General features: G+C 46.4%; 20 protein-coding genes. 10 read left to right on the forward strand and 10 right to left on the reverse strand.

Features of this window, described 5'->3' with window-relative positions:
* Positions 1–18: 18 nt before the first annotated feature.
* The gene (locus tag ACQEXS_RS12930; protein WP_367987899.1) at positions 19–309 is read left to right on the forward strand and encodes a co-chaperone GroES; all 291 of its coding nucleotides are present in this window, start codon (positions 19–21) and stop codon (positions 307–309) included.
* Positions 310–384: 75 nt separating this feature from the next.
* The gene (groL, locus tag ACQEXS_RS12935) at positions 385–2,031 is read left to right on the forward strand and encodes a chaperonin GroEL (protein WP_427011055.1); all 1,647 of its coding nucleotides are present in this window, start codon (positions 385–387) and stop codon (positions 2,029–2,031) included.
* A gap of 154 nt (positions 2,032–2,185) precedes the next feature.
* Here the strand turns inward: groL and glpX are convergent, their stop codons facing one another.
* The gene (gene glpX, locus ACQEXS_RS12940; RefSeq protein ID WP_367987903.1) at positions 2,186–3,193 is read right to left on the reverse strand and encodes a class II fructose-bisphosphatase; all 1,008 of its coding nucleotides are present in this window, start codon (positions 3,191–3,193) and stop codon (positions 2,186–2,188) included.
* 290 nt (positions 3,194–3,483) lie between these two features.
* On the opposite strand from glpX, the gene zapB reads away from it, so the two are divergent.
* On the forward strand, positions 3,484–3,726 hold the full coding sequence (gene zapB, locus ACQEXS_RS12945) for a cell division protein ZapB (RefSeq protein ID WP_367987904.1): 243 nt from the start codon (positions 3,484–3,486) through the stop codon (positions 3,724–3,726).
* Positions 3,727–3,804: 78 nt separating this feature from the next.
* On the opposite strand, the gene metF is transcribed toward zapB, so the two are convergent.
* The 3 genes from metF to ACQEXS_RS12960 all read right to left on the reverse strand — a co-directional run bounded on the left by metF (position 3,805) and on the right by ACQEXS_RS12960 (position 8,510).
* Positions 3,805–4,695, reverse strand: a complete 891-nt coding sequence (gene metF, locus ACQEXS_RS12950) for a methylenetetrahydrofolate reductase (RefSeq protein WP_427014110.1) — start codon at positions 4,693–4,695, stop codon at positions 3,805–3,807.
* 237 nt (positions 4,696–4,932) lie between these two features.
* Positions 4,933–7,344 (reverse strand): bifunctional aspartate kinase/homoserine dehydrogenase II, encoded by a 2,412-nt coding sequence (locus ACQEXS_RS12955; protein WP_427014111.1) that lies wholly within the window; start codon positions 7,342–7,344, stop codon positions 4,933–4,935.
* Complete coding sequence (locus tag ACQEXS_RS12960; RefSeq protein ID WP_427014112.1) at positions 7,344–8,510, reverse strand: O-succinylhomoserine (thiol)-lyase; 1,167 nt, start codon at positions 8,508–8,510, stop codon at positions 7,344–7,346. The genes ACQEXS_RS12955 and ACQEXS_RS12960 overlap by 1 nt, the downstream gene beginning before the upstream one ends.
* A gap of 238 nt (positions 8,511–8,748) precedes the next feature.
* Here ACQEXS_RS12960 and metJ point away from each other — a divergent pair, with 238 nt between their 5' ends.
* Positions 8,749–9,069: a met regulon transcriptional regulator MetJ gene (gene metJ, locus ACQEXS_RS12965; RefSeq protein ID WP_004415993.1), complete on the forward strand. Its 321-nt coding sequence runs from the start codon at positions 8,749–8,751 to the stop codon at positions 9,067–9,069.
* Between the two features lie 101 nt (positions 9,070–9,170).
* Here the strand turns inward: metJ and ACQEXS_RS12970 are convergent, their stop codons facing one another.
* On the reverse strand, positions 9,171–10,445 hold the full coding sequence (locus tag ACQEXS_RS12970) for a malic enzyme-like NAD(P)-binding protein (protein WP_427011053.1): 1,275 nt from the start codon (positions 10,443–10,445) through the stop codon (positions 9,171–9,173).
* Between the two features lie 239 nt (positions 10,446–10,684).
* Entirely contained in the window at positions 10,685–10,903 is a 219-nt protein-coding gene (rpmE, locus tag ACQEXS_RS12975) for a 50S ribosomal protein L31 (RefSeq protein WP_367987908.1), read from the reverse strand.
* A gap of 271 nt (positions 10,904–11,174) precedes the next feature.
* Between rpmE and priA the strand changes: the two genes are divergently transcribed.
* From priA to ACQEXS_RS13005, 6 genes are all read left to right on the forward strand, one after another.
* Positions 11,175–13,376 (forward strand): primosomal protein N', encoded by a 2,202-nt coding sequence (priA, locus tag ACQEXS_RS12980; RefSeq protein ID WP_427014113.1) that lies wholly within the window; start codon positions 11,175–11,177, stop codon positions 13,374–13,376.
* 283 nt (positions 13,377–13,659) lie between these two features.
* Positions 13,660–14,667 carry a DNA-binding transcriptional regulator CytR gene (cytR, locus tag ACQEXS_RS12985; RefSeq protein WP_427011051.1) on the forward strand — a complete coding sequence of 336 codons (1,008 nt, stop codon included), beginning with the start codon at positions 13,660–13,662 and terminating at the stop codon, positions 14,665–14,667.
* Between the two features lie 112 nt (positions 14,668–14,779).
* Complete coding sequence (gene ftsN / locus ACQEXS_RS12990) at positions 14,780–15,328, forward strand: cell division protein FtsN (RefSeq protein WP_367987911.1); 549 nt, start codon at positions 14,780–14,782, stop codon at positions 15,326–15,328.
* A 166-nt stretch (positions 15,329–15,494) separates the two neighbouring features.
* Complete coding sequence (gene hslV / locus ACQEXS_RS12995) at positions 15,495–16,037, forward strand: ATP-dependent protease subunit HslV (RefSeq protein ID WP_004415984.1); 543 nt, start codon at positions 15,495–15,497, stop codon at positions 16,035–16,037.
* 51 nt (positions 16,038–16,088) lie between these two features.
* Complete coding sequence (gene hslU, locus ACQEXS_RS13000; protein WP_367987912.1) at positions 16,089–17,423, forward strand: HslU--HslV peptidase ATPase subunit; 1,335 nt, start codon at positions 16,089–16,091, stop codon at positions 17,421–17,423.
* Positions 17,424–17,707: 284 nt separating this feature from the next.
* A complete protein-coding gene (locus ACQEXS_RS13005) occupies positions 17,708–19,306 on the forward strand; it encodes a BCCT family transporter (RefSeq protein ID WP_427014114.1) in 1,599 nt (532 codons plus the stop codon).
* A 58-nt stretch (positions 19,307–19,364) separates the two neighbouring features.
* Here ACQEXS_RS13005 and frdD read toward each other — a convergent pair whose 3' ends face one another.
* Genes frdD through frdA form a run of 4 tightly spaced genes read right to left on the reverse strand, consistent with a single transcriptional unit; the run spans position 19,365 to position 22,719 of the window.
* Complete coding sequence (gene frdD / locus ACQEXS_RS13010; RefSeq protein ID WP_367987915.1) at positions 19,365–19,742, reverse strand: fumarate reductase subunit FrdD; 378 nt, start codon at positions 19,740–19,742, stop codon at positions 19,365–19,367.
* 12 nt (positions 19,743–19,754) lie between these two features.
* Positions 19,755–20,138, reverse strand: a complete 384-nt coding sequence (gene frdC / locus ACQEXS_RS13015) for a fumarate reductase subunit FrdC (RefSeq protein WP_367987916.1) — start codon at positions 20,136–20,138, stop codon at positions 19,755–19,757.
* A gap of 2 nt (positions 20,139–20,140) precedes the next feature.
* Positions 20,141–20,899: a succinate dehydrogenase/fumarate reductase iron-sulfur subunit gene (locus tag ACQEXS_RS13020; protein ID WP_367987917.1), complete on the reverse strand. Its 759-nt coding sequence runs from the start codon at positions 20,897–20,899 to the stop codon at positions 20,141–20,143.
* The gene (gene frdA, locus ACQEXS_RS13025) at positions 20,899–22,719 is read right to left on the reverse strand and encodes a fumarate reductase (quinol) flavoprotein subunit (RefSeq protein WP_367987918.1); all 1,821 of its coding nucleotides are present in this window, start codon (positions 22,717–22,719) and stop codon (positions 20,899–20,901) included. The genes ACQEXS_RS13020 and frdA overlap by 1 nt, the downstream gene beginning before the upstream one ends.
* Positions 22,720–22,806: the final 87 nt, after the last annotated feature.

Raw genomic sequence — 22,806 nt, forward strand, 5'->3', positions numbered from 1 at the left:
TTTCAGGAGAGACGACCGATGAACATTCGTCCATTACATGACCGAGTTATCGTAGAGCGTAAAGAAGTAGAGTCTAAGTCTGCTGGTGGCATTGTGCTGACGGGTTCAGCCGCAGAGAAATCAACGCGTGGCGTCGTATTAGCTGTAGGTAAAGGCCGCATTCTGGAAAACGGTACAGTTTTGCCACTAGATGTAAAAGTGGGTGATACGGTTATCTTTGCTGAAGGCTACGGCACAAAAACTGAAAAAGTAGACGGTAAAGAAGTGTTAGTAATGTCTGAAAATGACATTCTGGCAATCGTAGAGTAATAGCAATCATTGAGTAATTTTTGCTCAGATTCAACTGCTAATCAAAAACAAAGAATTTAGAAAAGGAAACTAAAGATGGCTGCTAAAGACGTTAAATTTGGTAACGATGCACGTATTAAAATGCTAGAAGGTGTAAACGTTCTAGCTGACGCAGTAAAAGTAACACTAGGTCCTAAAGGCCGTAACGTAGTTCTAGATAAATCTTTCGGTGCACCAACAATTACTAAAGATGGTGTATCTGTAGCGCGCGAAATCGAACTTGAAGATAAGTTCCAAAACATGGGTGCGCAAATGGTAAAAGAAGTAGCGTCTCAAGCAAACGACGCTGCGGGTGACGGCACAACAACTGCAACTGTTCTTGCACAGGCTATCGTTAATGAAGGCCTTAAAGCAGTCGCTGCAGGCATGAACCCAATGGATCTTAAGCGTGGTATCGATAAAGCAGTGGTTGCAGCGGTTGAAGAGCTAAAAGCGCTATCTGTTCCATGTGCTGATACAACAGCGATTGCACAGGTTGGTACTATCTCTGCAAACTCTGACTCGACAGTAGGTAACATCATTGCTGAAGCGATGGAAAAAGTAGGCCGCGACGGCGTTATTACAGTTGAAGAAGGTCAGGCTCTACAAGACGAGCTAGACGTAGTAGAAGGCATGCAGTTCGACCGTGGTTACTTATCTCCTTACTTCATCAATAACCAAGAAGCTGGTTCTGTTGATCTAGAAAGCCCATTCATCCTACTAATCGATAAGAAAGTATCGAACATCCGTGAACTTCTTCCAACTCTTGAAGCGGTAGCGAAAGCATCTCGTCCACTTCTAATTATCGCTGAAGATGTAGAAGGCGAAGCGCTAGCGACTCTCGTTGTGAACAACATGCGTGGCATCGTGAAAGTAGCGGCTGTTAAAGCGCCTGGTTTTGGTGACCGTCGTAAAGCAATGCTACAAGACATCGCTATCCTAACTGGCGGTACTGTGATTTCTGAAGAGATCGGTCTAGAGCTAGAGAAAGTAACTCTTGAAGATCTAGGTCAGGCTAAGCGCGTGACGATCACTAAAGAAAACTCAACTATCATCGATGGTGCGGGTGAAGAAGCAATGATCCAAGGTCGTGTTGCTCAAATCCGTCAGCAAATCGAAGAAGCGACTTCAGATTACGACAAAGAGAAACTGCAAGAGCGTGTAGCTAAACTGGCTGGCGGTGTTGCAGTGATCAAAGTTGGCGCAGCCACTGAAGTTGAAATGAAAGAGAAGAAAGACCGCGTTGAAGATGCACTTCATGCAACTCGCGCAGCGGTTGAAGAAGGTGTAGTTGCTGGTGGTGGTGTAGCACTCATTCGCGCGGCATCTAAAGTTGCTAACCTTGAAGGTGACAACGAAGAGCAAAATGTTGGTATCCGTGTAGCACTACGTGCAATGGAAGCGCCAATCCGTCAAATCACTAAGAACGCAGGTGATGAAGAGTCTGTTGTTGCTAACAACGTACGTGCTGGCGAAGGTAACTACGGTTACAACGCGGCAACTGGCGAATACGGTGACATGATCGAGATGGGTATTCTAGATCCAACTAAAGTAACTCGCTCAGCACTTCAATTTGCAGCATCAGTAGCGGGTCTGATGATCACAACTGAAGCGATGGTAACAGACTTACCACAGAAGGATGCGCCAGCTATGCCTGATATGGGCGGTATGGGTGGTATGGGTGGCATGGGCGGTATGATGTAATCCGCTTATCTTTAGCGATGGGGTTAAACCTGACGCTATGAGTTTGCAACTCAGCCTAAATCAAAACCAGAGTCTATTGGCTCTGGTTTTTTTTGTTATTTATAGAAAAGAAAAAGGCTTCCATTAGGAAGCCTTTATAAATCATTCAATGAGATTAAAGAATAAGGTCGCGAACTTCAGGATCTTTACGCTCTAGGTAGTGCGTCGACTTAATGCGGCGAATCGTACGGCAGCGGCCACGAATCAATAATGTTTCTGTTGTAGCAATGTTGCCTTGGCGGCTGATGCCGTCCAGCAAGTCGCCTTTGGTGATCCCTGTTGCAGAGAAAACCACATTATCACTACGAGCCATATCATCCATTTTTAGTACTACATTGGCTTGTACGCCCATTTCTTCACAGCGTTTTAGCTCAGCAGCGCCGTAGATGCGGTTTTCTTCGTTATCGCCTTTTACTTCATGACGTGGAAGTAAGCGGCCGTGCATGTCGCCATCTAGCGCACGGATAACAGCGGCGGAGACTACACCTTCTGGTGCGCCACCAATACAGTACATCGCATCCACTTCGCTATCTGGCATGCAAGTTAAAATAGAGGCAGCAACATCGCCATCAGGCACGGCAAACACGCGAACCCCCATCGCTTGCATTTGCGCGATCACTGCATCATGACGAGGCTTAGCTAGTGTGATCACTACGAGCGTATCGAGTGATTTATTCAATGCTTTGGCGATATTTTCCAAGTTTTCTTTCAATGGTTTATTAAGGTCGATACAGCCTTTTGCGCCCGGACCAACCACCAGCTTTTCCATGTACATGTCAGGCGCTTTAAGGAAGCTGCCTTTTTCTCCCGCGGCGAGTACAGCTAGAGCATTGGATTGCCCCATTGCCGTCATGCGAGTCCCTTCTATAGGGTCAACAGCAATATCAACTTCATCACCGCCAATACCGACGTTTTCACCGATGTAGAGCATTGGTGCGTCATCAATTTCCCCTTCGCCAATAACAATTTCACCGCTGATATCAGTTTTGTTCAGTAGTGTGCGCATAACTTCAACCGCAGCACCGTCAGCGGCATTTTTATCGCCCCGACCTAACCATTTATAACCAGCTAATGCTGCACCTTCAGTGACTCGAGAAAATGCCATTGCCAAATCGCGTTTCATGATGACTCCAATACATAGGTAATAGGGCTAAAAATCGACGCGATTCTAGCATATCAAAAAGGAAACGTTTGCTTTTTTACTGCAAACTCTATTGAACTGGATCAATAGGGAGCGTTAAAGTGACGGTATGACAAGGCCAGAAGGCTTATAAGTCAGAAGTATGTCAATATGCGCCGTTTTTTTGACCGAATGGCTCAAAATAGCAAATATAGAGAGTGTTTATCTTAGCCACGCTGAGTAGAATGGGGCTATGGGTTAAACTCGACCAAATTGAAGAAAGGTAGGCGAACATGTCTTTTGAAGTACTAGAACAACTAGAAGCAAAAATCCAAACAGCAGTAGACACCATTGCACTGCTTCAGATGGAAGTAGAAGAGCTAAAAGAAGAAAAAGAAAAGCTAGCTAGCGAAGCGAATGAGCTACGTTCAAACCGTGAAGCGCTTGAGCAAAAAGCACAGCAAATGCAGCAAGAGCACGCAGCATGGCAAGATCGTATCCGTAACCTACTTGGTAAAATGGATGAAGTTGAGTAATCAACAGCAAGCCTTTTATTGCAACAAAAACGCCAGCGTCATGCTGGCGTTTTTGTTTTTCGAGAGAGTTAATTTAGCTTAAGCTTTTGGTCGTACACCTAGGGTGTGGCACAGAGCATAGGTCATTTCTGCTCGGTTTAGTGTGTAGAAGTGGAAGTCCTTTACGCCTTCGCGGCTTAACACACGCACCATATCAATTGCTTGGCTTGCACCAACCAGTTGGCGCGTTGTTGGGTCATCATCCAGACCTTCAAATTGTTTTGCCATCCAGCCCGGAACTTTGACATTATTCTGAGCAGCGAAACGAGATGCTTGTTTGAAGTTTGAAACTGGCAGAATGCCCGGTACGATTTCAACATCAATGCCCGCAGCAACGCAGCGATCACGAAATCGAAGATAGCTCTCTACATCAAAAAAGAACTGAGTAATAGCGCGGTTAGCACCGGCTTCAACTTTACGTTTTAGATTCAATAGATCGGCTTGTGCGCTTTTGGCTTCAGGGTGAACTTCTGGAAAAGCTGCGACGGATATATCAAAATCATGGCGAGATTTGAGCAGTTCCACAAGATCGGATGCGTACATATCAGGCGCGCCGCCACCGGGTGGAATATCACCGCGCAGAGCAACGATGCTTTCAATGCCATTTGCCCAGTAATCGTCAGCAATTTTAATCAATTCTTCACGAGAAGCGTCGATACAAGTTAGATGAGGAGCGGCTACCAGCCCTGTCTCTGACTTGATTTCTTTAATGATGGAGTGGGTACGATCACGCTCACCAGAGTTTGCTCCGTAGGTAACCGATACAAATTTTGGTTGCAGTGTTTTTAAGCGGTGAACAGAGTTCCAGAGTGTTTCTTCCATTTTTTCGCTGCTTGGAGGAAAAAACTCGAAAGAAACGTTGATATCATCAGCGAGTTCCGCGATATTCTGGTTTAGTGCGTCGATATGACTGGCGTGCGTGTATCCCATCTTACTCTCCCTGTGGTAGCGTCCACTACCCAAACTTCCAAATCTTTAAACTGACGTTTAGACGTCTATATGTCCAAAGAATGTAATGAATACGTTTTAATGTCAATAATGTGATTATGAATTTTTTTCAAGTTGATAATTAAGGTAACTCAAGTTCGGGGCAGATGTTGAGTAAAATCGTCTAAATGCGAGGGAAAAGAAAAAGGCTTCGACGAGTGCCAAAGCCTTTCATATCGATTATAACAAACTAGAAAGTAGGTTGAGATCGGATTGGATTGCTCCTGCAGTGACTTCGCGCCCCGCGCCCGGTCCTCGAATAACCAGTGGATTATCTTTATACCACTTACTTTCAATCGCAAAGATGTTGTCGCATGGCAGGAGGTTTGCCAAAGCATGTTCTTTATTCAATGCTTCGACTCCAACGGTTGCCGTGCCGTTTTTCTCTAAACGTGCAATGTAACGCAGCACTTTATCTTCACGCTGGGCTTTTTCTAACCGCTCTGCGAGTAGCTCACTTAATAGTTGGCTTTTATCAAGGAAGTCATCCAGTGATAACCCGGCTAATTCTTGCGGAACTAAGCTTTCTACTTTGACCGCTTCTGGTTCGATATCTAATCCTGACTCACGTGCGAGGATCACCAACTTTCGCATCACATCGGAGCCATCTAAGTCGCTGCGAGGATCCGGTTCGGTAAGTCCTTGTTGCCAAGCAAGATCGACTAACTCTGCGAATGGAACACTGCCATCGTATTGTTGGAACAACCAAGACAAGGTGCCGGAGAAGATCCCGGAGAGTGCTAGGATTTCATCGCCACTTTCGCGCAAGTCTCTTACCGTATGGTTAATAGGTAATCCAGCGCCGACGGTTGCATTGTAGAGCCAGTGACGGTTGATCTTGGCAAACGCATCTTTTACGTCATGGTAATAGCGGCTAGAAGCCGAACCAGCGACTTTGTTTGCTGATATTAGGTGCATACCTTGTTGGGCAATATCTAGGTAACGTTCAGCGAGCTCTTGGCTTGCGGTCACATCAAGTACCACGAGATCGTCATAACCCTGAATCGCTCCTAATTGCTCAATCCAAGAAAAATTCTGATATTCGATGGCTTCTTCATCGAATCGTGCTGCTACCGAATTGGCATCGATACCGTTTGGGTTATACCAATAGGTTTGGCTATCAATGACGGCTACTAACTCAAAGTTCATGCCACGGCGCTTTTCTAAATCACGCTTTTGTTCCGCAAAAAGAGTTAACCAACTGGAACCTATATTTCCTTTGCCGCACAGTGCGACAGCGACGCGTTTCTGAGCTTGAAACAGCTGTGTGTGGATACCTTTAACCAAGGGTTTGGTATCGACAGTGCGTAGAACAGCAACCAGACTGAGTCCAGACTCTGACTCAGAGATAAACTCAACCGGTGCGTGCTTTAGCTGCTGATAAAACCCATAGCAATGATTTGGGTTTTTCGTCACGCCAGCCCCAACGGCTGCCACAAGCGAATAACCTTCTTTCAGTTTGATTTCTGCTTCGGTTGCTACATCTTGTAGGTGGCTGAGTGCGCCATTCACAATTTCAGAGGTGTAAGCAAGGTTTAATGTGTGCTGATCCGTTTGAGTTTCAAAAGCAAGTGGTTCGAGCTGTGCTCGTTTTAGACCTGCTAAAACTTCCTGTTGCTGGCGGATAAAGTCATGGCCGGAAGCAAAATGCAGCCGGATCAGCATCACTTCATCAAGTGAAGAGATGATTTTTGCACCGCGGCCAGAAGCCAACACGCGTTCGATTCTAGTTGAACCGGATTCCGGCTCATAGCTGCAGCGTAAGTGACAATCCATAGTACTTTGAGCAACAGGCTGTAAAGTTCGGCTATGGAGCACTGGGGCGGCAAGACGAGCCAATTCGCTGGCTTCATCAAGGCGCAGTAAAGGAAGTAAACAAGCATCGCTGACTAATCGTGGATCCGCGCTATAAACCCCAGCCACATCACTCCAAATGGTTACCTTGCTTGCATCAGCCAATGCACCAATAACAGTGGCGGAGTAATCAGAGCCATTCCGGCCGAGCAAGACGGTATCACCACGCTCGCTTTGTGCCATAAATCCGGTGATCACGACGCGATGTTGGACATGTTGGGCGAGGGTTTCTTTCAACAATGGGTATGAAGCACCGCGGTCAACCTCAGGCTGTGTACCGGGCTCAGCTCTGAGAAAAGCGCGTGCATCTTGTGCGACGGCGGGCAGCTCGTTCTGAGTTAATAGGGCTGCCAGTAGGCGCGATGACCAGACTTCGCCATGTCCAAGCACATTGGCTTGCTCTGCTGCACTCAATGGTGCAGTAAGCTCGCCTAAAGTGCTGAACTCATCATGCAATAGTGACAGTAATTCAGTACGGGTATTGGTTGTGATCAGCGACTCAATCAATTCACTCTGAAAATGGCGCAGCTCTTGTAGCGCTTCATGTGCTAAGCGGCCATCTTTATTGAGCGCTTCGAGAAATGCAATCAATCGATTGGTGGTTTTGCCAGCCGCCGAGACCACAATCAAATCTTCGCTGTCCGAATACTCTTTTAAGATATTAGCAACTCGGCGGTAGCATGCAGGGTTTGCTAAGCTACTACCACCAAATTTATGCAATTGACGAGGCTGGCTCATTACTGGTACTCCTTCGCTTTTGCAAAGGCTTGTTGGAGATCATCGATTAGATCCTGCGCATCTTCTAGGCCAACGGATAAGCGCAGCAATTGTTGAGAAACCCCCGCTTCGGCCAGTGCCTCTTCACCCATTGCGCGGTGTGTCATGGACGCTGGATGACAAATCAAACTTTCTACGCCACCTAAAGATTCTGCAAGAGAGAAGAGCTCCAGCTCGCTAACAAAGAATGTTAGTTGCTCAAAGCTGCCTGCAAATTCGAAACTTAACATTGAGCCAAAACCAGATTGCTGTTTCTTTGCAATCTCGTGGCCAGGATGATTTGGCAGGCTAGGGTGGTAGATGGTGCCAACGAGTTCCTGTTGTTGTAGGTAATTAAGAATATCACGAGAGCTTTCTTCGTGAACGCGCATACGTGCGCCTAATGTGCGTATACCGCGCAGAGTCATATAGCTATCAAACGGTGTTCCGGTGGCGCCAATGCAGTTTCCCCACCAAGCCAGCTCTTCTGCGTGTTCTTCGGTTTTAGTGATCACCACGCCACCAATGACATCGGAATGACCATTGATGTACTTGGTTGTTGAATGAATAACAAAATCAGCACCTAGCTCGAGGGGCTTTTGGAATACAGGAGTCAAAAAGGTATTATCGACCGCAACCAATGCGCCAACTTGTTTGGCTTGCTCGCATACTTTCGCGATATCGACAACGCGCACCAAAGGGTTAGAAGGCGTTTCAAGTAAAATCAATTTAGGCTTAAGAGCGATAGCAGCTTCGAATGCTTGTTCATCTGATTGATCAACAAACAAGACCTTAAAGTCACCTTTTTGTGAGCGTGTATTGAACAGGCGGTATGTGCCACCGTAGCAGTCGTGAGGCGCGACGATCAGATCGTCAGGGCCAAGAAAGGCGGAGACCCACAAGTTTAAGGCAGAGGTTCCACAATTGGTTACCACGGCGCCTTTACCTGACTCCAGCTCAAACAAAGCGGTTTCTAACAGGCCACGATTGGGGTTACCCGAGCGGGTGTAATCGTATGTCGGCACTTCACCAAAGGCGGGAAATCCATAATTTGTCGAGAGGTAAATAGGTGGCACAACGGCATGATGTTGAGTGTCGGACTCGATACCAGTACGTACCGCGATAGTGGCTGGTTTGCGGGTGCTCATAGATGTTTCCTTTCGAACTGTGGTGATTTTTAAACAGTAATACATTGCAACTTTGCTGAATTTGGTTATACCTGTTAACAGCAAATCACGTATTCTTAATCCTTATCTCACAACTTTACTTCTCAAAAATGAAGACGTCAACACTTCTAGACGTCTATATGTCTTTGCTTATAGCCTTAGATCCCGCTAAAATCTCGGTTTGTGATTTTTATATAACTGATGATAATGAAGGTGCGCAATGGCTGATTGGAATGGGGAATATATAAGCCCATACGCGGAGCATGGTAAGAAAAGTGAACAGGTGAAAAAAATTACTGTTTCTATTCCTTTGAAAGTGCTGAAGGTGCTAACTGATGAGCGTACTCGCCGTCAGATCAATAATTTGCGCCACGCGACAAACAGCGAGTTGTTATGTGAAGCGTTTTTACATGCCTACACGGGTCAGCCACTGCCAACGGATGAAGATTTACGTAAAGATCGTCCAGACGATATTCCGGCAGAAGTGAAGAAACTGATGACCGAGATGGGCATTGAGTTTGAAGCGTTCGATGAAGAATAACTAACAATACGCACCGTTTTTCGCTGGAAGCCGATGTCTTGTCTATCGATAAGAACAATAAAAAACCGCTGAGACTATCAGCGGTTTTTTATTGAGATAATTCATGCCATGTAGTTTTCTGGCATCTCAATTCGAGCCACACCTGAATCAACCGCGGCTTGTGCGACGGCTTTAGCCACACGTGGCAGTAAGCGTGGGTCCATTGGTTTTGGAATGATGTAACCCGGACCAAATTCCAGTTTATCAACCCCAGCAGCTTTGAGTACATCAGCAGGAACGGCTTCTTTCGCTAGCTCACGGATCGCATCAACTGCAGCGAGTTTCATTTCATCATTAATTTCACTGGCACGAACATCCAATGCACCGCGGAAGATGAATGGGAAGCACAATACATTATTCACTTGGTTTGGATAGTCTGAGCGGCCTGTTCCCATAATCAAGTCATCACGTACTTCGTGTGCCAGTTCTGGTTTGATCTCTGGATCTGGGTTTGAGCAGGCGAAGACGACTGGTTTGTCTGCCATCAGCTTCAAAGCTTCGGCTGGAAGCAGATTTGGACCAGATACGCCTAAGAACAGATCGGCACCTTCAATGACATCTTCCAGTGTGCGTTTGTCTGTGTTGTTCGCAAATAGTTGCTTGTATTCGTTCAAGTCATCGCGGCGAGTGTGGATAACACCTTTACGGTCAAGCATGTAGATTTTTTCACGCATTGCACCACATTTTATCAGTAGCTCCATACATGCCACGGCTGCCGCACCAGCACCTAAACAGACGATCGTTGCTTCTTCAAGCTTTTTACCCTGAAGCTCAATTGCATTAAGCATACCTGCTGCCGTAACGATCGCTGTACCGTGCTGGTCGTCATGGAAAACAGGGACATCGCAGCGTTCAATCAAACGCTTTTCAATTTCAAAACAATCTGGTGCTTTGATGTCTTCGAGGTTAATGCCACCAAACGTGTCTGCAATGTTAGCGACGGTATCGACGAACTCATCGATAGTGCGGTGCTTAACTTCAATGTCAATCGAGTCTAGACCTGCAAAGCGCTTAAATAATAGCGATTTGCCTTCCATCACTGGTTTTGATGCCAGTGGTCCAAGGTTGCCGAGACCAAGAATCGCAGTACCATTTGAGATCACTGCTACCATGTTACCTTTCGCCGTGTACTTATAGACGTTATCTGCATTTTGTGCGATTTCACGCACTGGCTCAGCAACGCCTGGGCTGTACGCCAATGCCAGATCATTCGCTGTTTCAGCAGGCTTGGTCAGTTCAACGGCAATCTTACCCGCGGTTGGGTAAGCATGGTAATCCAGAGCCTGTTGGCGGAATTGTTCTTCTGGGCTCAGTTCTTGGTGGTTGTCATCGGACATAGATGTGGGTACTCGTTTGACTTTATGATTAACAAGGGAGTTCATTCTAGTAGAAGCCAGTCAAGCTGCAAAGGTAAGAATGCGACTCATATCAGCAAAATGCGCAGACTCTCTACAGATTAGACCAGATTTATTGCGATTGGATGATGGGCGAGGGGAAAGTGAGAAAGAAATGAGTGATATAGGGATCAAAAAAGGACGCCGTAGCGTCCTTTTCAATTTTAGCTATAAAGCAGAAATTATTTCTTGCTTGATAGAGCACCGAAACGCTTGTTGAAGCGATCAACACGGCCGCCTGTATCAACGATACGTTGCTTACCAGTGTAGAATGGGTGACATTTGTCACATACGTCTAGGTGGATAGACTCTTTAGCTAGAGTTGATTTGAACTCAAAAGAGTTACCGCAAGAACAAGTTGCGTTAACCGCTTTGTATTCTGGGTGAATACCTACTTTCATGGGAAAACCTCAAATTCAGGCCGTGTCGCTATCCGAATCTCAGCCGGACACCACACGTAGTTAATAAAAAATAGCATCGTGATACCGCTTTCTGGTTTAAAAAACAGCAAGCCATATCACTAAGGCGCGATATAGTAATGAATCATGGTGATTCGATCAACCAATTTGCTAATTATTTCGCCACTTTTTTCACCAAATTTTATTTTCACACGGCGCCATCAATCCATTAGACTGTGTTTTCGTAAATATAGTAATGAGTTAAGCGATTCTTATGCGACCAACCATAGCTCGCGTTGCCTTGCCTGTCCCTTTAGATAAGCAATTCGACTACCTGATCCCGCCATCCCAATTTCCTATTATTGGTGGACGTGTATCAGTGCCTTTTGGTCGCCAGACTTTAGTTGGGATCGTTGTATCGCTGGTTCATCAGTCAGATTTTCCTGTTGAACAGCTTAAACCAATCAAACATGTACTGGATAATGCGCCACTTTGGCCTGACAAGCTATACAGTTTATTGCAATGGTGCAGTCTGTTTTACCAATACCCACTCGGGGAAACGCTGTGCAATGCGATGCCAGCAGCATTACGGAAAGGGAAACCTGCGGATTTTGCCACCTTGGTTGAGTGGCAATTGACGACGACGGGACGCGATCAATTAATGCAAGGGTTTGGTCGTGCGGTAAAGCAAGCGAAAGTGATGCACCTTCTCGAACATGGGCCTGTCGCGCATCAAACTTTTATTGATGAAGAAATTACTACAAGTGTACTGAAAACCTTGCAAGAAAAAGGTTGGATCGAGTCGGTAGACAAGAAGCCTACTCGCCAACGCTGGTCTGCTCAAGTGGAAGCTGACGTTGATAAGCCTAAGCTGAACCAAGAACAAGCAGTCGCCATTGCCAGTGTAAATAGCCAAGATGGCTTTGGTTGTTACTTGTTGGAAGGGGTGACGGGATCGGGCAAAACCGAAGTCTACCTCAACTTAATCAAACCAGTTTTGGAGAAAGGGCGACAAGCGCTTATTTTGGTACCAGAGATTGGCTTAACGCCCCAAACCATCAACCGCTTTCGAAGCCGCTTTTCTGTTCCCGTGGAAGTGATTCATTCCGGGTTGAATGATACCGAGCGTTTGAATGCTTGGTTATGTGCTCGTGATGGGCAAGCTGGCATCGTGATTGGTACCCGTTCTGCTTTGCTCACCCCTTTTGCTGATTTAGGTATTATCATTGTTGATGAAGAGCATGATGCCTCTTATAAACAGCAAGACAGTCTGCGCTATCACGCCAGAGATGTGGCCGTGATGCGGGCAAACAAAGAGCAAATCCCAATTGTATTGGGCTCTGCCACGCCTGCGTTAGAAACGTTGCACAATGCTTTGAGCGGCAAATACCATCATCTGCACTTAACCCAGCGCGCCGGTGTCGCGGTACCAACCACGAATAAAGTTTTAGACGTTAAAGGCATGTATCTCGAAAGCGGCTTATCAGCGCCGTTGATTGCAGAAATGCGTCGCCACTTGAGTGCGGGCAATCAAGTGATGCTGTTTTTGAATCGTCGTGGCTTTTCTCCGGCTTTAATGTGTCATGAATGTGGCTGGATTGCAGAATGTAAACGCTGTGATGCTTATTACACCTACCATCAATACTCGAATGAAATCCGCTGCCATCATTGTGGTTCCCAGCAACCCATTATTCACCAGTGTCAGGGATGTGGTTCTACCAATTTAGTGACGGTTGGGGTGGGAACCGAACAGTTGGAGAATCAGCTAGAGAGCTTGTTCCCAGAATACAAAACGGTGCGAATCGATCGTGACAGTACCCGTAGAAAAGGCAGCCTCGAAAGTGCATTGAGTGCGATACGCAAAGGGGAGTATCAAATTTTGATCGGCACTCAGATGCTGGCAAAAGGGCATCACTTCCCTAATGTGACGCTAGTGGTTCTGTTGGATGTAGATGGCTCCTTATACAGCAGTGACTTCAGGGCATCGGAGCGGTTAGCGCAATTGTTTATTCAGGTTGCGGGGCGAGCAGGTCGTGCCAGTAAGCCGGGAGAAGTGGTATTGCAGACGCATCACCCAGAACATAGTTTATTGCAGGCATTGCTGAATAAAAGCTACCGTTCATTTGCTGAAACGGCGTTGCAAGAGCGTCAACTGGCCATGTTACCTCCTTATACTTTCTTAACGCTATTTCGTGCCGAGGCGAACCAGTCGCCATTGGTGGAAGCGTTCCTACGTCAAGTCCGCCATACCTTAGAGTCCCATCCTTTGTTTGATGATGCCTGTATGGTACTCGGGCCCACGCCAGCACCACTCGCTAAACGGGCAGGCAAATTCCGCTGGCAGTTGTTATTGCAAACGCAAAACCGTTCGTTGATGCAAAAATTACTGACCAGTGCGAGGCCTGTTATCCAGATGCTACCGGATGCAAAGAAAGTGCGTTGGTCATTAGATATTGAACCGCAAGATTTGAGCTAATGAAGTGATGAAAGTCGCTAGGGTTCGATTTCGGGCATTTTTCATTTATTTGTGATTGATATCTCACTTGCGACGCAATTTTTGTTAATCTCCCCGTAACTTTATGTTTCGAAATGAATAAACTAGGGGCGCTAGTACAAAACATGTACGGTATCTCGATAAAGTAAACGATTGCTTATTAGTGATCGAACACAATTAGAGTGGGTTTGAACTCATCACTTTTCATTGATTAGTTTGGGTGGCAGGTGCTGCCGTATTGGGAAATTAAGAGGGTTATTTTTTTATGGCGACAATGAAGGATGTTGCCCAGCTCGCAGGAGTCTCAACAGCGACAGTATCTAGAGCGCTGATGAATCCGGAAAAAGTCTCTTCTGCTACCAGAAAGCGAGTAGAAGATGCTGTGTTAGAAGCTGGCTATTCACCAAACTCTTTGGCGCGTAACTTGCGCCGGAATGAATCAAAAACGATCATCGCTATCATTCCTGATATTTGTGATCCTTATTACACGGAAATTATTCGCGGTATTGAAGATGCTGCCATGGAACACGGCTACATTGTGTTACTTGGTGATAGCGGTCAGCAAAAAAAACGAGAAAGTTCATTTGTGAACCTCGTCTTTACCAAACAAGCTGATGGCATGCTGCTGCTGGGAACTGATCTGCCTTTTGATGTCAGCAAACCAGAGCAAAAGAACCTGCCACCAATGGTGATGGCATGTGAATTTGCCCCTGAACTGGAGCTGCCTACCGTCCATATTGATAATCTCACATCAGCATTTGAAGCGGTTAATTACTTAACTCAATTGGGCCATAAACGTGTGGCTCAGCTTTCAGGCCCTGAGTCAGCGGTACTATGTCAATTCCGTCATCAGGGTTATCAGCAGGCGCTACGCCGCGCTGGTATTACCATGAATCCAACGTACTGCACTTACGGTAACTTCTCTTTTGAAGACGGTGCCAAAGCGGTGCGTCACTTGTTAGCTTTACCAGAGCCGCCAACGGCTATTTTCTGTCACAATGACGCGATGGCCATTGGTGCGATTCAAGAAGCGAAGAAGTTAGGATTGCGCGTGCCTCAAGATCTTTCAGTGGTTGGCTTTGATGATATTCATTTTGCGCAATATTGCGATCCACCGCTAACCACTATTTCCCAACCTCGTTATGAAATTGGCCGTCAGGCGATGCTGATGATGTTGGAGCTTTTACGTGGTCATGACGTTCGTGCTGGCTCTCGTTTGCTCGAAACCAGTTTAGTGGTGCGCGAAAGTGCAGCACCTCCTCGTGTGATTTAATCAAAAAAGATTCAGCGGCGCATTTTGATGCGCCGCTTCCATATCAGCTCTGTAATCCCTGAGCAATCTGCATTAACATGTGTAGCAGTGTTTTTTACTCAGACGTAAACTAGTGGCAAATAAAGATTATGTAAGGCGCGGTCGCGGTAACAGCAAGCCGCCTGCGAAGAAAAAGAAACAAGCCCCACGTCGCAAACCTTGGCGTAGCGGTCTGTTAGCGATCTCTTTGGTCGGTGTGTTTGGTTATGGTTTATACACCTTAAGTCAGGATCCTGAGCCGCCAGCACCTGTTGCTGAAACCGAGCCTGTTTCAAAACCGAAACCGAAGCCAGAAAAAGTGATCCCACCTCCACCAGAAGAGAAGTGGGATTACGTCGACACCTTGCCAAATCGTCAGGTTGAGGTGAAGGCGAAAGAGCAAGTGGTTTCAGATATCCCATATATCATGCAGTGTGGTGCTTATAAGAATAAGCAGCAAGCTGAAGAGCGAAAAGCATTGATTGCCTTCCAAGGGATCAAGAGCCACATTCGTAAAAAAGAAGACAGCAGCTGGTACCGTGTGGTGCTTGGGCCATATAAATTTAAGCGTGATGCCGAGCGAGATAAGCACAAGCTTCAGCGCGCTAAGATTGAGCCTTGTGCCATTTGGAAAGATCAGTAATCTCCTATTCAAAACGGACTCTTCGGAGTCCGTTTTTTTATTCATCTTATTGCGCGATGCCAGATGACTCCTCTAGAGGCTGCGTATCCTTCCCCCTTGATTTTTTGCGCTGTCATCCTCATATAGTTTTTAACTCCAAAGTGAAAACAAATTAAGAGGTCGACTCGTGACTACTATTGTATCTGTACGTCGAAATAACAAAGTTGTCATCGCAGGTGATGGACAAGTATCGCTGGGTAATACGGTGATGAAAGGTAATGCGCGTAAAGTGCGTCGCTTGTACAACAATAAAGTTCTAGCGGGTTTTGCTGGTGGTACCGCCGACGCTTTCACACTGTTTGAGAAGTTTGAAAGCAAGCTACAAATGCATCAAGGCCACCTAACTAAAGCGGCGGTTGAACTGGCCAAAGATTGGCGTAGTGATCGTGCGCTGCGTAAATTGGAAGCACTACTGGCTGTAGCGGATGAAACGGCATCTTTGATCATTACTGGTAATGGCGATGTGGTTCAGCCTGAAAATGATTTGATTGCAATCGGCTCAGGAGGCAACTTCGCTCAAGCGGCAGCAACTGCATTGCTTGAAAATACAGAATTAGACGCTCGTGAGATCGCCGAGAAATCACTGACCATTGCGGGTGATATCTGTGTATTCACCAACCATCACCACACTATCGAAGAACTAGAAATCCCGGCTGCTCAAGCAGAGTAAGTAACGGCTAAAAAGCAAAGATAGTGCTAACAGAATTTAAGGAATTGAATTATGTCTGAAATGACTCCTCGCGAAATTGTTCACGAGCTTAACCGCCATATCATTGGTCAAGAAAATGCAAAGCGTTCTGTAGCGATCGCGCTGCGTAACCGCTGGCGTCGTATGCAGCTTGAAGAGAGCTTGCGTGTCGAAGTTACGCCAAAGAATATTCTAATGATTGGTCCAACGGGTGTGGGTAAAACAGAAATTGCTCGTCGTTTGGCTAAACTGGCGAATGCTCCGTTTATCAAAGTGGAAGCGACCAAGTTTACAGAAGTCGGTTATGTGGGTAAGGAAGTAGAAACCATCATCCGCGATCTAACTGATGTCGCTATTAAAATGACGCACCAACAAGCGATGGAAAAAGTGAAGTTCCGCGCTGAAGAGCAAGCCGAAGAGCGCATTCTTGATGCACTGCTGCCGCCAGCGCGCGATGCTTGGGGTCAGAATGAACAGCAAGATGAAAGCTCATCAAACACGCGTCAGGTTTTCCGTAAGAAGCTACGTGAAGGTAAGCTAGACGACAAAGAGATTGAAATCGATGTTGCTGCGCCGCAAATGGGCGTAGAGATCATGGCACCTCCTGGTATGGAAGAAATGACCAACCAGCTTCAAGGTATGTTCCAAAATCTTGCAGGCGATACCAAGAAAAAGCGCAAAATGAAAATCAAAGAAGCCTTTAAGGCTTTGACTGAGGAAGAAGCGGCGAAGCTAGTGAATCAGGAAGAGCTGAAAGAGCAAGCGATTTTCAATGTGGAAAACAACGGTATCGTCTTTATCGATGAAATCGATAAGATCTGTAAGCGCGGTGAAAGCTCGGGTCCTGATGTTTCTCGTGAAGGTGTTCAACGTGACTTACTGCCGTTAATTGAAGGCAGCACGGTATCAACGAAGCACGGTATGGTGAAAACGGATCACATCCTATTTGTTGCATCTGGTGCATTCCAAGTGGCGAAACCGTCTGACTTGATCCCTGAGCTGCAAGGTCGCCTGCCAATTCGTGTTGAACTTGAAGCGCTATCAAGCAATGACTTTAAACGCATTCTGACTGAACCAAAAGCCTCTCTGACTGAGCAATATGTTGCGTTAATGAAGACGGAAGAAGTGGATATCGAATTTACTGAAGAAGGTATCACTCAGATCGCGGAAGCTGCATGGACCGTTAATGAAACGACAGAAAACATCGGTGCGCGTCGTCTGCATACGGTGATGGAGCGCTTAATGGATGAGATCTCATTTGAAGCGACGGATAAAGCGGGTTCTAAGCTAACGATTGATGCTGAGTACGTGAAAGCGAAACTTGGTGACACGATTGAAGATGAAGATTTAAGCCGCTTTATTCTTTAGAGTTCAATGTAATTTTTAAAGCCCGCTCAATCGAGCGGGCTTTTTTATTGCTGTGATATAACACGCTGTTTTTACTATTTTTATTTTGTTTTGCTAGAGCAGGAGTGAATGGTTTTTTGTCTTATATCAGAACTATCTGTATATAAAAACATCGATAATGCTGTGTGCAAGTAGCATTTTTCTCTGTATGATGGCTCGCTTTTATGATCGTCCTCACATTCTTGATAGGTTTGAGAGGTAAATACGCCTAACCCGATTTTCGGGCCATGAAAAGCGAGACTCTAATGTCTAGAGCCAGTTTGGCGGCAGGGACTTCCTGCGTTTCTGATGTCGATAATTCGACAACTCCTTGTGATCCTTCCACGAAAAAAAATATCCGCTCGCAATTAGAGCTCTCTAATCCGGTATTGTGGCTCAGTGGTAGCTTTCTTTCTCTTTTTGTTTTACTTGCCCTGTTTGATGCAGAGCTGCTGACATCACTCGTGAATAGCGGCTTTGGCTATGCGACTCAATATTTCGGTGGTTACTGGCAGATCTTGCTGCTGGTTAATTTTGTTCTTGGATTATGTATTGCTTTAGGGCAGACGGGCTACGTGCGCCTTGGGGGGCTTGATACTCCCGAGGTGGAAACCTTTAAGTGGCTGTCTATCCTGCTTTGTACGCTTCTGGCTGGAGGCGGTGTTTTTTGGGCAGCAGCTGAGCCGATCGCCCACTATGTCTCTGCACCACCAATTTATGGTAATGATACGCCTCGTGAGATGGCGATTAATGCATTGTCTCAGTCGTTTATGCATTGGGGATTTCTTGCTTGGGCGGTCCTTGGCTCACTTTCTTCCATCGTCTTGATGTACCTTCATTACGAGAAAGGCTTACCTCTGAAGCCACGAACTTTACTGTACCCTGTATTTGGCCAACGTGCGCTGCATGGTTGGCTCGGCAATGCGGTGGATGCGTTAAGCATTATCGCAGTGGCTGCCGGAACCATCGGACCAATCGGCTTTCTTGGCTTACAAATCAGCTACGCTCTGAATGCGTTGTTCGGGATCCCGGATGAGCTAACGACCCAAATCGTGGTGGTGTTGTTTGCAATGGCAATCTATACCTTGTCTGCGCTGAGTGGTTTGAGTAAAGGCATCCAGATTGTCAGTCGCTATAACATCATGCTGTCATTGGCTTTGGTGATCTTTATGCTGATAGCCGGACCGACTAATTTCATTGTTGATGGTTATATTCAAGGCGTTGGGCGTATGATTGATAATTTCGTTCCGATGTCTTTATATCGTGGTGATACGGAATGGCTTGGCTGGTGGACTGTTTTCTTCTGGGGATGGTTCATTGGTTATGCACCGATGATGGCGATTTTTATTGCAAGAATTTCACGAGGCCGAACCATTCGACAGTTAATTTTAGCCATTAGTATTGCAGCTCCATTGATCACTTGTTTTTGGTTCAGCATTGTTGGGGGCAGTGGGCTAGCATTTGAGTTAGCTAACCCGGGTAGCATTAAAGCTGGTTTTGAAGGTTTTAACTTGCCAGGGGCGTTACTGGCTATTACCCAGCAATTGCCATTTTCACTGTTGATTTCGATCCTATTTCTGATTTTAACCACGACCTTTATTGTCACCACTGGTGACTCGATGACGTACACCATCAGCGTAGTAATGACCGGTACTAGCCGACCAAATGCACTGATTCGCTCATTCTGGGGAATTGTAATGGGAGCGGTTGCCATTGTGTTGATTTCGATGGGAGAGGGTGGGATTTCTGCTCTTCAATCGTTTATTGTGATCACGGCAGTGCCTGCGTCTTTCATTATTTTACCGTCATTGTGGATGGCACCTAAGGTTGCTCATCAGATGGCAAAGAAACAGAATTTATTGTAGGCGTGAACAAAAAAGTCCTCCCAATTGGGAGGACTTTTTTTATGCGTGGCACTTGAGCTTAGATCATAAAGATAAAGATCACAGCCAGTGCAGAGATAAGGCCGGCAAATGCGTAGCACGCAATTTTACCTGCAATACCAGTGTGGAACTTAAGATCGTGCATGCCATGGTGTACACGGTGCATCGCATGCCACATTGGTAGCGCGAGCGTACCAATGATAAACAGTGCGCCAATAATGCTCGTAGCAAAATCAGTGACGCGTTCGTAGCTCAACGCCTCAGCATCAATCACACCCATAGGTACTAAGATACCAAGCACCAAAATAGTGACTGGTGTGATCATAGCGAACCAGCTACCGCCAGCCCCAAACAGACCCCACCATACCGGTTCATCAGAGCGTTTAGGAGCTCGGTCTACTTTGTAATTCGTATTCATCGTTCGAACTCCTTACACAACAACAAGAACAATCAGAGAAATAAAAGCAACCGCTGCCCATTGAGCAAGTACGATAAGCTTCTTATCTACTGGTTTACCTTTCAGGCGCATTGGCATTACCTGAGGCATCATGCTGAAGAATGTTTGAGCATGGAACAAACTGCCCGCTAACGCGACGATGTTAATTGCGATCACGATAGGGTTAGCCATGAAGTCTAACCAACCTTGCCACGCTTCAGGACCTTTCACTAACGAGCCTAAACCGAAAGTCAGGAAAATAGTGAATAGGATCAATGGAAGCACGGTTGCTTCACGCAGCATGTAAAAGCGGTAGAATGGATGATCTTTCCACCAAGTACGTTTTACTTCACGAACGTAAGGTTTACGGTTACTCATCCTTATGCCTCCTCTTTTGCTGGTGTGCCGTCAGGTTTAAGCATGGCGATAACAAAGTCCATTGAAGACTCAATCTTGCCTTGGTTAACTGCAGCCGCAGGGTCCACGTTTTTCGGACAGACTTCAGAGCAGTAACCCACAAAGGTACAACCCCAAGCGCCGTTTTCACCGTTGATCAGGTTCATACGCTCAGCTTTACCGTTGTCACGGCTATCAAGGTTGTAACGATGTGCTAGTGTTAGCGCAGCAGGACCGATGAACTCTGGGTTTAGACCAAACTGAGGACATGCTGCGTAGCACAGGCCACAGTTGATACAGCCAGCAAACTGCTTGTATTTCGCCATTTGCTCAGGCGTTTGCAGGTTGGTGCCGTCTTCTGGTTTACGGTCATTACCAATGATGTAAGGCTTGATCGCTTCTAAGCGCTCAATGAATGGCGTCATGTCAACAATCAAATCTTTCTCAATTGGGAAGTTTGCTAACGGTTCGATCTTCACACCATTTGGGTAATCACGTAGGAAGCTTTTACAAGCAAGCTTAGGCACGCCGTTTACCATAATGCCGCAAGAACCACAGATCGCCATACGACAAGACCAGCGGTAAGACAGATCTTTATCAAGGTTATCTTTGATGTAGCCTAACGCATCGAGTGTCGACATGGTTTCATCAAACGGTACTTCAAAGGTTTGAAAATGTGGTTCTGCGTCTTGCTCTGGGTCGTAACGCAGAATCTCCACTTTCTGAATGCGGTTTGCTGACATTATGCTTGCTCCTCTGCGTTATTCTCTTGCGCCGCTTTAGCCGCTTCTTCAGCTGCTGCTTTTTCTGCCGCTTCACCATATAGACGTGCTTTTGGCTGTGACTTAGTGATGGTTACACCGCTGTAGTCAATGCTTGGCGCTGCTTCTGGCTGGTAGAAAGCAAGAGAGTGTTTGAGGAAGTTCACGTCGTCACGTTCGGTACAACCATCGTCTAGACGCTGGTGTGCACCACGAGATTCTTTACGTAGAATTGCAGAGTGAACCATTGCTTCTGCCACTTCTAGGCCGTAACCGACTTCGATCGCGTACAAAAGGTCAGTGTTGAATACTTTGCCTTTATCTTTGATGCTGATTTTCTTGTAACGCTCTTTCAGCTCAGTGATTTTCTCGATGGTTGCTTGCATCAAGTCTTCCTGGCGGTAGATACCACAACCCGCTTCCATGGTGTGACCCATTTCAGTACGGATATCAGCCCAGTTTTCTTCACCTTCTTGGTTCATCAGAGCAGCAATGCGCTCTTCAACGGCTTTCACTTGAGTCGCGATAGACTCTTCGTTCCAACCTTTGAATTCTGCTGCGCGCTTCACCGCTTGTTCACCGGCAACGCGACCGAATACTACGAACTCAGCCAGTGAGTTAGAACCAAGACGGTTTGCACCGTGAAGACCAACAGAGGCACATTCGCCCACTGCGAACAGACCTTTAATGCGAGTTTCACATTCGCCGTTAGTTTCAATACCACCCATGGTGTAGTGAACAGTTGGACGAATTGGAATTGGCTCTTTTGCTGGGTCAACGTTCACGTATGCTTTCGCAAGCTCACAGATGAACGGTAGACGCTCTTGTAGGTACTCTTCACCTAGGTGGCGAAGGTCTAGATGCACCACGTCACCAAGAGGGTGTTTGATGGTGTTGCCTTTCTGTTGCTCGTGCCAGAAAGCTTGAGAAACTTTGTCACGAGGACCCAGTTCCATGTATTTGTTCTTAGGTTGACCCACTGGAGTCTCAGGGCCCATACCGTAATCTTGTAGGTAACGGTAGCCATTTTTGTTGACGATGATACCGCCTTCACCACGACAACCTTCGGTCATCAGAATGCCTGTACCTGGAAGACCCGTTGGGTGGTACTGAACGAATTCCATATCACGTAGAGGAACGCCGTGACGGTACGCCATCGCCATGCCGTCGCCCGTGACGATACCGCCGTTGGTGTTACAGTGGTAAACACGACCTGCGCCACCTGTTGCTAGCACAACCGATTTCGCTTTGATGGTTACCAGCTCACCTTCAGACATATGGATAGCGATAAGGCCTTGAACTTCGCCTTCATCAACCAACAGATCGACCACAAAATATTCATCAAAGCGTTTGATGTTGTCGTACTTCATTGAAGTTTGGAACAACGTATGAAGCATGTGGAAACCAGTTTTATCAGCAGCGAACCAAGTACGCTCAACTTTCATACCGCCGAAGCGACGTACGTTGACTTCACCGTTTTCTTTACGGCTCCATGGGCAGCCCCATTGTTCCATCTGGATCATTTCGCGAGTTGCATTCTCAACGAAATATTCAACAACATCCTGTTCACATAGCCAGTCACCACCGCCAACGGTATCGTTGAAGTGATTGTCTAAGCTATCTTCATCCTTGATAACTGCTGCTGAGCCACCTTCCGCTGCGACCGTGTGAGAACGCATTGGATAAACTTTAGAAATAAGCGCTACTTCTAAGTCCGGGTTTGCTTCAGCCGCTGCAATAGCAGTACGAAGACCAGCGCCGCCTGCGCCGATGACTGCGATATCTGTGGTGATAGTTTGCACAGTTATCCTCCAGTGAGTGTGCGGAATTATCCGCTTGTTATAGTTAGTCGGGGAGTCTCCCCAAAAGTGGTAGAACTAGTGTAGAAG

Origin of the sequence: Vibrio sp. TRT 17S01, from assembly GCF_050113695.1 — a bacterium.
In the GTDB taxonomy this organism is placed as follows: Bacteria; Pseudomonadota; Gammaproteobacteria; order Enterobacterales; family Vibrionaceae; genus Vibrio.

What these genes read in the sequence shown, in the direction of transcription:
- frdD (WP_367987915.1), bottom strand. Translation starts at nt 19,742, where the DNA reads ATGAATACGAATTACAAAGTAGACCGAGCTCCTAAACGCTCTGATGAA.
- ACQEXS_RS13005 (WP_427014114.1), top strand. Translation starts at nt 17,708, where the DNA reads ATGTCTAGAGCCAGTTTGGCGGCAGGGACTTCCTGCGTTTCTGATGTC.
- ACQEXS_RS13020 (WP_367987917.1), bottom strand. Translation starts at nt 20,899, where the DNA reads ATGTCAGCAAACCGCATTCAGAAAGTGGAGATTCTGCGTTACGACCCA.
- frdC (WP_367987916.1), bottom strand. Translation starts at nt 20,138, where the DNA reads ATGAGTAACCGTAAACCTTACGTTCGTGAAGTAAAACGTACTTGGTGG.
- ACQEXS_RS12970 (WP_427011053.1), bottom strand. Translation starts at nt 10,445, where the DNA reads ATGTCCGATGACAACCACCAAGAACTGAGCCCAGAAGAACAATTCCGC.
- zapB (WP_367987904.1), top strand. Translation starts at nt 3,484, where the DNA reads ATGTCTTTTGAAGTACTAGAACAACTAGAAGCAAAAATCCAAACAGCA.
- cytR (WP_427011051.1), top strand. Translation starts at nt 13,660, where the DNA reads ATGGCGACAATGAAGGATGTTGCCCAGCTCGCAGGAGTCTCAACAGCG.
- groL (WP_427011055.1), top strand. Translation starts at nt 385, where the DNA reads ATGGCTGCTAAAGACGTTAAATTTGGTAACGATGCACGTATTAAAATG.
- priA (WP_427014113.1), top strand. Translation starts at nt 11,175, where the DNA reads ATGCGACCAACCATAGCTCGCGTTGCCTTGCCTGTCCCTTTAGATAAG.
- ACQEXS_RS12960 (WP_427014112.1), bottom strand. Translation starts at nt 8,510, where the DNA reads ATGAGCACCCGCAAACCAGCCACTATCGCGGTACGTACTGGTATCGAG.
- metJ (WP_004415993.1), top strand. Translation starts at nt 8,749, where the DNA reads ATGGCTGATTGGAATGGGGAATATATAAGCCCATACGCGGAGCATGGT.
- ACQEXS_RS12930 (WP_367987899.1), top strand. Translation starts at nt 19, where the DNA reads ATGAACATTCGTCCATTACATGACCGAGTTATCGTAGAGCGTAAAGAA.
- glpX (WP_367987903.1), bottom strand. Translation starts at nt 3,193, where the DNA reads ATGAAACGCGATTTGGCAATGGCATTTTCTCGAGTCACTGAAGGTGCA.
- hslU (WP_367987912.1), top strand. Translation starts at nt 16,089, where the DNA reads ATGTCTGAAATGACTCCTCGCGAAATTGTTCACGAGCTTAACCGCCAT.
- rpmE (WP_367987908.1), bottom strand. Translation starts at nt 10,903, where the DNA reads ATGAAAGTAGGTATTCACCCAGAATACAAAGCGGTTAACGCAACTTGT.
- metF (WP_427014110.1), bottom strand. Translation starts at nt 4,695, where the DNA reads ATGGGATACACGCACGCCAGTCATATCGACGCACTAAACCAGAATATC.
- ACQEXS_RS12955 (WP_427014111.1), bottom strand. Translation starts at nt 7,344, where the DNA reads ATGAGCCAGCCTCGTCAATTGCATAAATTTGGTGGTAGTAGCTTAGCA.